This window comes from Vibrio sp. 10N.222.48.A3 (assembly GCF_041475345.1).
Classification (GTDB): domain Bacteria; phylum Pseudomonadota; class Gammaproteobacteria; order Enterobacterales; family Vibrionaceae; genus Vibrio; species Vibrio tasmaniensis_A.
The window spans coordinates 1-8,400 of sequence record NZ_JBFRVX010000391.1 but is presented as its reverse complement, the minus strand read 5'-3'; the positions used below and the strand labels follow the sequence as shown (position 1 = coordinate 8,400).

Here is an 8,400-nt window from a genome sequence, read left to right as displayed (position 1 = left end):
ATCTAGTTGAGCTGCTTCTAACAATTCATCGGGGATGGTTTTGAAAAATTGCCTGAAAAAGAAGGTCGCGGTGGCTGATGCGATCAAAGGCAGAATCAACACCAAGCCCAGCGACAACTTCATAGGAAGGGATAATACGAACCTCTAATGGCAGTAGCAGCGTCACGAAGATCAGCCAAAACCACGCCGTGGCGTAAGGGAGTCTAAAGTAGACCAAAGCAAACGCGGCCATCATCGAAATGATGATCTTACCGATCGCAAAACCTAGCCCCATGATCATCGAGTTGGTGATCATTTTACTGGCGGTGACTTCGCCACTAAAGCCCATGCTTTTGTTCCAAGCTTCGCTATAAATGGCCGTAAAGTTATCGCCCGGTAGCCATTGCAGACCTTCGCTGACAATGGTGTTTGGGTTATGCGTAGAACTAGCGAAGATTAGCCAGATAGGGACCAACATAAACAGCATCCCTGCAATTAAAATTAGGTGGTCTGAGACCTTATTACTTTTCATAAATAACTCCTGTCGCGTTAAATCCTAGCGGGGAGGGGCTAGTAATGGACGCGCTTTTCTACAACGCGAAACTGGATAAATGTGAGAGTGAGTACCAGTAGTAACAACACAACAGACTGGGCGGAACTGCCGCCTAAATCTGCGCCAACAAAACCATCTCGATACACCTTGTACACTAATGAAGTTGTACCGCCACCTGGGCCACCATTGGTCATGGTGTCTATCACGCCAAAGGTTTCAAAGAATGAGTAGGTGAGGTTGATGACCAGTAGAAAGAAGCCAGTCGGGGCGAGCAGTGGGAAGGTAATGGTCCAGAAACGTTTTGAGTCGCTGACACAATCCAGCATCGCCGCTTCTTTTACGGCGTAAGAGATCGATTGGAGTCCCGCTAGGAAGTAGATGAAATTCACCGAAACCTGTTTCCACACGGAAACCAAAATCAGAGCAAACGTGGCATCCACGGGATCGGTTTGGAAGCTAAAATCCCAACCCACAACAGCAAAGATTTCTGTGAACACGCCAATGTGCGGGTTAAACAAGAAAGCACCGATAACACCTGCAATCGCAGGGGCAACCGCATAAACCCAAGTGAGAGTGACCTTGTAAGCGCCTTGTCCGTGAATGATGTTGTCGGCTTTCACGGCAAGCAGCAGAGCCAAGGCAAGTGATAAGAAAGAGACCACAATTGCGAACATCAAAGTAAAGCCAATCGAGTTCAGGTACTCGCTCGATTCGAATAGCATTTGGTAATTCTCAAACCAGACGAATATAGATGAGGTGCCCCAAGGGTCTTCCAGCATAAATGAAAGGTAAACCGCCTTTGCTGCTGGGTAGATAAAGAAAACCGCAATGATGAGTATCTGAGGTGCCAAAAATAGGTAAGGCAGCGGAGAGTGAAAGAATTGTTGACGTCGTTCCACAGGGTAATCCCTAAAAATAATTACAGTGGCCACTATGAGCGGCTGTTACCACTAGCGCTGTATCAGGCATGCATCCCGTTGAGTTATCGTTGTTGGAGCAAGAAATGGCGCTAGGGAAGAGTCTCCTCACGCCTTGCCATAGCGTTTTTTTAGCGACGCAGTGACAAGTAGTGAGGAGTGATGAACGGCTCTGATTCGCTAAGCCTTAAGCTTGTGAACAGTTTCGTTTCATTAATCGATCTAGTTCATCGTTCGAGCGAAGCGCTTTAGTAGTTTGCTGCTCTCATCTTCGACCTTGTCTAGGCTGCTCTCGACGCTAGAGCGATCAGCGAAGATGTTATCGAACTCACGGTGCATCACTTCACGGATCTGCGGGTAATAACCTAGGCGGTAGCCTTTAGTCCACTCGCCCGATTTGAGGCTTAGTTGCTTAACGCCCACTTCTGCGTCTGGCTGCTCTGTGTAGTAGCCGGACTTTTTCGCTAGTTCATAGGCAGCAGTTGTTACAGGTACATAGCCTGTTGTTTTGTGCCAGTAAACCTGAGTTTCAGGTTTGGTCAGGTAATCAAAGAACGCTGCAACACCTTTGTCCTGTTTCTGGTCATGGCCATTGAGTGCAAACAGAGCTGCACCACCAATGAAGGTTAAGCCAGCATCAGGGTTGACCGATTTCCAGTATGGAAGGTAAGTTGTGCCTAACTCGAAAGGTACGCGGTTACGCAAGCCACCGAACGAGCCTGAAGAACCCATCCACATCGCCACTTCTTGGCGCTCGAAAGGTGTTTGGTTCGCGTCCCAGTCGCTGCCGTAATATTTGTAGTAACCTAGATCTGACCACTCTTTCATCTTGCTAACATGCATCATCATGTCTTTGGTATTGAACATGATCTTAGTGGATAAGCCGTCGTAACCATTGTTTTGGTCTGCGACAGGTAGATTGTGGCGAGACTTAAAGTTTTCAAACATGATCCACGGCGTCAGAGATTGAGAAAACGCGATGTGCCCTTCGGCCTTCAGTTTCTTAGCAACCACTTCGAGTTCTTCATAAGTCTTAGGCGCTTCGGCTCCCACTTCTGCGAGAAGGTCTTTGTTGTAGTAAAGAACCGGCGTCGAACTGTTGAAAGGCATACCAACCATCTTGCCTTGGTTGTCGGCATAGAAGTTACGAACGCCAGCTAGGTAGTCGTTTGAATTAAAGTTGTAGCCCGATTCAACCAGAATATCCTGTACCGGTTTCGCGACACCTTTCGCGTTCATGATGGTTGCAGCACCGGCATCGAAGACTTGTAGAATGTTAGGAGCTTCGCCTGCTCGATATGCTGCGATACCCGCTGTTAAGGTCTCTGTGTATGAACCTTTATAGATTGGCGTGATCTTGTAATCATCTTGTGACGCATTAAAGTCAGTCGCAATCTTATTGACGGTTTCTCCAAGTTGGCCGCCCATTGCGTGCCACCAAGTGACTTGAGTCGTTGCGAACGCCGGCATTGCTGCTGTCGCAGAAAGAACGCCTGCCAAAATTAGCTTATTCATCTTCTTTTCCTTTTGGATGAAATCGATATAGAGGTATTGAATTTGAGTATTAACGAGACGGTAGGGGTATCGTTTGAAGCTATCTTGAACAGGGTATATTTCACTTACGTGGCTAAAGCGTTTCACTGATGTGAAAGATTCATTTCGATTTTATTTAAGAGAAAAGTTATTGATGGTTTTGATGTTGAACATGTTCGGTTTTTAAGGCGTTTTATTGGACAACTGTTGTTCAATAAAAAAGCCTCTCGATGGAGAGGCTTAGAAGAAGGTTCGATGTGGATACAGATTTAGTGCGCGATGTCCAATTGGTTGTCTTTCACACCGTTAATGCGAAACCAACCCGCGATACTGAATCGCTCTGTGTTTGTCGGCAGAACCTCGTGTGGGAATTGTTCAGACAAGAATACCAACAGTCGACCACCCTTTGGTGGAATGGTCGCGATGTGGTTGTCTTTTAAATCGTAAACCACGAGCTCCCCTGCGTCTTCCTCAGACCATTCGTCATTCATGTAGAATACTGTGGTCAGGCGGCGGTTTTCGTTGCCTTTGAAGCAGTCTAAGTGCTTCTGGTAAAAGTCACCTTTTTCATATTTTGCAAAGTGCGCTTCGTATTCGAACAGACCTAAAAAGAACGCTTGGTTTGCCTCTAAACGAATTTGTTCCATTTTGTCTAGGAACAGAGAGGCTGGTTCGCCCATATCACGGCGTACCCACTGAATTTTGTCACTACGAATCGTTGCTTCTCGTGCTACGTCATCGTTACGGCCGATCCTAGCCTTTTTCCAGTTCTCTGGAATGCAATCCCTCAATGCCACCACTTCTTCGTGAGTTAAGAAGTCATCCCAAACAAAGTAACCTTGGGTAGAAAGAGCATCGATCAATTGGTTCATGTATAGCACTCAGACAATAAATTAGAGGCGCATATATAGTCCGAATAACTGAGGTCACCAAATCACATGTTTTGTCGTTACGATAAATGTCTTTCGTTTACTCGTAGAAATAGGGAAGGGGCTCTTCAGAAAGGAAAGTGAGCCAGTATAAAAGGCTCACTTCCGTTTGATTATCGGCCGGTCGTTCCTGTCGCCAGTGCTTTGATTTTTACGACTTCGAATGGTCTGATGCCAGTATCTTTGCCGTTATTTAAAGCTGCGGTTCGGTTCAGCTGATTGACAGTTACATAAACATAGCCATCAGGACCAAATGACATGCCATCAGGCCAAGTTTGGTTCTCTGACAGCGTCGCAATAATTCGGTACCCTTTTGGTGTGGACACACCAATTGCATTGTTCTCAATATCCGTAACATAAACGTTCTGAGCACTGTCTACAGTAATACCATCTGAATAAGGTTTGTCTGCGTATCTTTTAATATTGTCTGCGACAGTCTTTCCATCGTTATCGAACTCACTCGCTTTCACTCGATAAATAGTGCGTCCGTTGACAGCTCCGAAATAGACCCATTCGTAAGATGGATCGATCGTGATTGGGTTTAACGCAAACCCAGTTTTACTGTCGGCCTTCATAGATGGGTGGTTTTCTGCCACTCGAACCGCTTCTCCCGTCTTTAGGTCAACCGTTACAAAGGCTGGAATGGCTTCACTTTTTAGATCGTTCTGGGTCATATCAGCAATGATAATACGTTGTCTTTTTTGGTCTAGAGCAAAGTCTTGTAGGAAGCTTGTCGGTTTTAGAACAGAGGCGGGTATTTTTATCGTTTTTACTAATGCTTCATTGCGAGTATCCCAGCCCGTTATGGTATGAGTTGCCAGATCGAGAATCCACGCGACTCCGTTATCATCGGTACGAATGGCAATGACAGCCTTAAATTGAGAGTTTTCACCTTGTGCATATTTCATCGTCGGGTATGGCGTTTGATTTCCAGCCACGCTTAACTCGATGACTTTAGTCGTTGGATGATCGAGCGGATGAACGCTTAACAATAAACGCCCATCTGGTGTAACCGAAGGGTTACCTGGGCGTTCAGTCATGGTCGCGACCACGGTAGCTTGTTTTGGAGTGAACTTTGCCTCTGCATGTGCATAAGTAGACAAAATTGCGCTCGCTAGTACGGTGTAGATTATTGATTTTTTCATTTTCTTTCCCTTGATAATTTACGCAAATGTTACCAATGGGTTAACAATCATCAACAGCCTTGTATTTGTTACACTTTCAAAAGAAATTTGATAATTAGCTTTAACCTATTCATATCAATGCGTATTGATAATCAGTTAAATTGAATTTAGTTCTTAAAAATCATAATGATGAAGGGGTTGTAATGTTGTGATTACCTTTTTCGAGTAACAGGTTCATTTTTTTGTTATCAGTGTTAGTAATTTTGAACTCACAAAACCACACTTCGTTGATCTTTGCTATATTCTGGTTAGACCACTTGTTGCTGAACTGTTAATTTGTTCTGAACGGCAGGAATAACGAATAGGAATACGGTTTTGCAACTCCATACCATTAAAGGCTATATCCAAGACATGTATCTCGTAGAGTACCCTGACAGGTTGTTGTTACTTGATGGTGCGTGCCGAGCCGACATCCCGCATCTTAAAGTTTTCATTGAAGATGATCTTGGCCGTGAATTTAGCGACCTACACACAGTGGTTGTTACGCACATGCATCCAGACCACGCAGGGGCAGCGCACAAACTCAGAAAGCTCACGAATTGTAATTTGGTTGCAGCAAATCGAGATAAGGATTGGTACCACGGCATCGATGGCATATTGATGCATTTGACCGATTTGGCATTAGCACGGTGGATGGCGAACCGATTGGGCAAGCCCAAAGCAAACCTATGGTATTCAAGAAAGTTGAAGCCGGACTACAAGCTGTCGGATGGTGATAGCATTCCTGGCTTTGATGATTGGTTGGTTCTGGAAACGCCGGGCCATACCGACAGAGATCTCTCTGTCTATTGCCCATCACACAGCGTTGCTTATGTGGCGGACTTGATGGTCGAGGTTAAGAAGAAACTGATTCCTCCGTTTCCTATCTTTCATCCCAATAAGTATCGAGCGTCGGTATCTCGTATCTATGACATGCAGCTCGACACCTTGCTGGTGGCGCATGGGGGACAAGTGAATTTGAGTGAGCAAGCGTTTGAACACCTGTTGATGAGTGCGCCAAGAAGGCCAGTGACACATTGGCGAGTGACCAAAATCAAACTCAAAGGTTTGGTTAAATCTGTTTGGCGATTTGGGTTTAAAGATAAAAAAAATCGCCATAAATAATAAAGGCCAGTCTTAAAGACTGGCCTTTATTATTGCGCGTTGTTGACTCACTATTTGAGCTGTGGAGCAGTTCAATTAGTGAGAAATTAGAAATTCACCCGCTGGGTCAACAATCACTTTGTCACTCATGCCTTGACGACCAAGCAGCATCATATAAGTCATATCTTGACGGTTGCTTAGTGTGATATCGATAGGCCACTCCTGACCACCAATTTTTAGCATGGTTTCAATCACACAACGGTGTTCAACTTCGCCGTTCGATGATTTGATTCTTTTACTCGTTTTCAGTTTCGCCTTGCAGCGTACTGTCTCTTCTAGGTGGTAAACGTCTGGGTGAAGATCGAACTCAACGAAGTTTTCACCATCTGTTTTTACACATAGTAGATTGTCTACGTGTAGAGAAGAGGTTTGAGCCCCTGTATCAACACGTGTATGTAGTCCAGTTATCCCTAACTCTGGTAAGCAAAGTGCTTCTGTATTCCCTATGATCATTTTATTGTTCATGTTTTTTCCAATCATGAGTAAACGGCGTTTAATCAGCCTTTGCCACGAGTACGGTTAGCGTTTGGTTTTGCATTTTTTTCAATGAACTCGAAAATCATGTCTGCCACATCTTTGCCTGTTGATTTCTCGATACCTTCTAGGCCTGGAGAAGAGTTCACTTCCATTACAACAGGGCCATTCTTAGATTGTAGAATATCGACGCCACATAGGTTTAAACCCATGATTTTAGCCGCATTGATCGCTGTAGCGCGCTCTTCTTTGGTTAGTTTAACCAGTTGAGCTGTACCGCCACGGTGCAGGTTAGAGCGGAATTCACCCTCACCAGCTTGGCGTTTCATTGCTGCAATAACCTTGTTACCCACAACAAAACAACGAATGTCTGCGCCGTTAGCTTCTTCAATGAACTCTTGAACCAAGATGTTCGCTTTTAGGCCCATGAATGCTTCGATAACGCTTTCAGCTGCTTTGTTTGTTTCTGCTAGAACAACGCCGATACCTTGAGTACCTTCAAGAAGCTTGATAACCAGTGGCGCACCACCTACGTTTTTGATCAAGTCTTGAATTTTGTCTGGGCGGCTAGCGAAACCTGTTTTTGGTAAGCCAATACCTTTACGAGACAACAATTGTAGTGAGCGCAGTTTGTCGCGAGAACGACTGATTGCTACTGACTCATTGATACAAAAAGTGCCCATCATTTCGAATTGGCGAACAACCGCAGTGCCGTAAAAGGTAATGGAAGCGCCAATACGTGGAATAACAGCATCGTATTGAGGTAGCTCTTCACCCATGTAGCGAATCTTCGGATTGTTACTCGCGATATCTATATCACAGTGCAGCGTGTCGATAACATCGACCTGGTGACCACGAGCTTCTCCTGCCGCTTTTAAGCGAGAAGTAGAGTATAGATTTTCGTTGCGAGAAAGAATTGCGATACGCATGGCGTTTCCTTAGTTAATACCTGATTGGTAACTGCAAATAAATTAGTTGTTAGCTGAGCTTTCAGTTTTTCTGAGGCTCCTTGCTTGCTTCGGGGCGAACCTTAAGGCTTTTCGTTTAACTAAGAAAACGAATTAAATTTGTCGAGTCGACAACAGAAATTTATCGTATGTGTGAGTGATTGGTACAGCAGGGTTTAGAGGGCGTTTTGAATGGAAAAGCGAGTTGAGACCTAACTCATATTGGGGGTAGGAGCATATTAGGTTGTACTCAACTCGCGTTAACTCGGTGCTTAAAAGTGTACTAATAACGCCAGTTACATAGCTCTATAAGTGTTCGTAGTGCTTCTCTTTCGAGCTTGCTACCGGTGCTTTTAAGCTTATTAAGATAGTATTTTCTCATGATGATTACTTCTCTTGTATTAGGCTTTGGTGGGAACTCAAAGTTCCTTGTTGACCCATTAATTATGGTCACTTAATAGGAAGTAATAAACAGATGGGTTTTTACTAGGTTGTTCCTGTTTTTGTCTTTTAGCGCTACTTTTGGGCTGATGTGTTTTATAATGAGCTTAATCAGGAAGGGTTGTTTCTAAAAAGGTTCATTATTTGTCTGATCTAAACATGATGCGTTACTACACAAGGCTGGATTCGTTCGAACCTAACCTCTCACATTCGGTTACCTTAACTGAGGTGGCAGACAAGCTGTTCACCAGCTTGCGCCATGCACGAACCTTGTTAGGCAAGATGCATCAGGCTGAATGG

The 8,400-nt window shown here is 44.6% G+C and carries 8 protein-coding genes and 1 pseudogene; 2 read left to right on the top strand and 7 right to left on the bottom strand.

Annotated elements, in window-relative coordinates:
- From AB4653_RS12145 to AB4653_RS12125, 5 genes and pseudogenes are all read right to left on the bottom strand, one after another.
- Positions 1 to 511 (bottom strand): annotated as a pseudogene (locus AB4653_RS12145) (glycerol-3-phosphate ABC transporter permease); the annotation flags it as partial.
- A 38-nt stretch (positions 512 to 549) separates the two neighbouring features.
- Complete coding sequence (locus AB4653_RS12140) at positions 550 to 1,431, bottom strand: ABC transporter permease subunit (protein ID WP_009846305.1); 882 nt, start codon at positions 1,429 to 1,431, stop codon at positions 550 to 552.
- Positions 1,432 to 1,671: 240 nt separating this feature from the next.
- A complete protein-coding gene (locus AB4653_RS12135) occupies positions 1,672 to 2,964 on the bottom strand; it encodes an extracellular solute-binding protein (RefSeq protein ID WP_009846306.1) in 1,293 nt (430 codons plus the stop codon).
- Positions 2,965 to 3,251: 287 nt separating this feature from the next.
- On the bottom strand, positions 3,252 to 3,854 hold the full coding sequence (locus AB4653_RS12130; RefSeq protein WP_009846307.1) for a 2OG-Fe(II) oxygenase: 603 nt from the start codon (positions 3,852 to 3,854) through the stop codon (positions 3,252 to 3,254).
- Between the two features lie 170 nt (positions 3,855 to 4,024).
- Positions 4,025 to 5,056, bottom strand: a complete 1,032-nt coding sequence (locus AB4653_RS12125; RefSeq protein ID WP_102258197.1) for an L-dopachrome tautomerase-related protein — start codon at positions 5,054 to 5,056, stop codon at positions 4,025 to 4,027.
- Positions 5,057 to 5,410: 354 nt separating this feature from the next.
- Here AB4653_RS12125 and AB4653_RS12120 point away from each other — a divergent pair, with 354 nt between their 5' ends.
- Entirely contained in the window at positions 5,411 to 6,199 is a 789-nt protein-coding gene (locus tag AB4653_RS12120) for an MBL fold metallo-hydrolase (RefSeq protein WP_009846309.1), read from the top strand.
- A gap of 75 nt (positions 6,200 to 6,274) precedes the next feature.
- On the opposite strand, the gene AB4653_RS12115 is transcribed toward AB4653_RS12120, so the two are convergent.
- Together AB4653_RS12115 and rimK are read right to left on the bottom strand one after the other, a co-directional pair.
- Positions 6,275 to 6,703, bottom strand: a complete 429-nt coding sequence (locus AB4653_RS12115) for a RimK/LysX family protein (protein ID WP_004733090.1) — start codon at positions 6,701 to 6,703, stop codon at positions 6,275 to 6,277.
- Between the two features lie 32 nt (positions 6,704 to 6,735).
- Positions 6,736 to 7,641, bottom strand: a complete 906-nt coding sequence (gene rimK / locus AB4653_RS12110) for a 30S ribosomal protein S6--L-glutamate ligase (RefSeq protein WP_012601042.1) — start codon at positions 7,639 to 7,641, stop codon at positions 6,736 to 6,738.
- 603 nt (positions 7,642 to 8,244) lie between these two features.
- Here rimK and AB4653_RS12105 point away from each other — a divergent pair.
- Positions 8,245 to 8,400: SgrR family transcriptional regulator (locus AB4653_RS12105; RefSeq protein ID WP_372104261.1), on the top strand; the 156-nt coding region annotated here is incomplete at its 3' end.

Excerpts from the sequence above, each read along its gene's own strand:
- rimK (WP_012601042.1), bottom strand. The coding sequence starts at position 7,641 with ATGCGTATCGCAATTCTTTCTCGCAACGAAAATCTATACTCTACTTCT.
- AB4653_RS12130 (WP_009846307.1), bottom strand. The coding sequence starts at position 3,854 with ATGAACCAATTGATCGATGCTCTTTCTACCCAAGGTTACTTTGTTTGG.
- AB4653_RS12135 (WP_009846306.1), bottom strand. The coding sequence starts at position 2,964 with ATGAATAAGCTAATTTTGGCAGGCGTTCTTTCTGCGACAGCAGCAATG.
- AB4653_RS12115 (WP_004733090.1), bottom strand. The coding sequence starts at position 6,703 with ATGAACAATAAAATGATCATAGGGAATACAGAAGCACTTTGCTTACCA.
- AB4653_RS12125 (WP_102258197.1), bottom strand. The coding sequence starts at position 5,056 with ATGAAAAAATCAATAATCTACACCGTACTAGCGAGCGCAATTTTGTCT.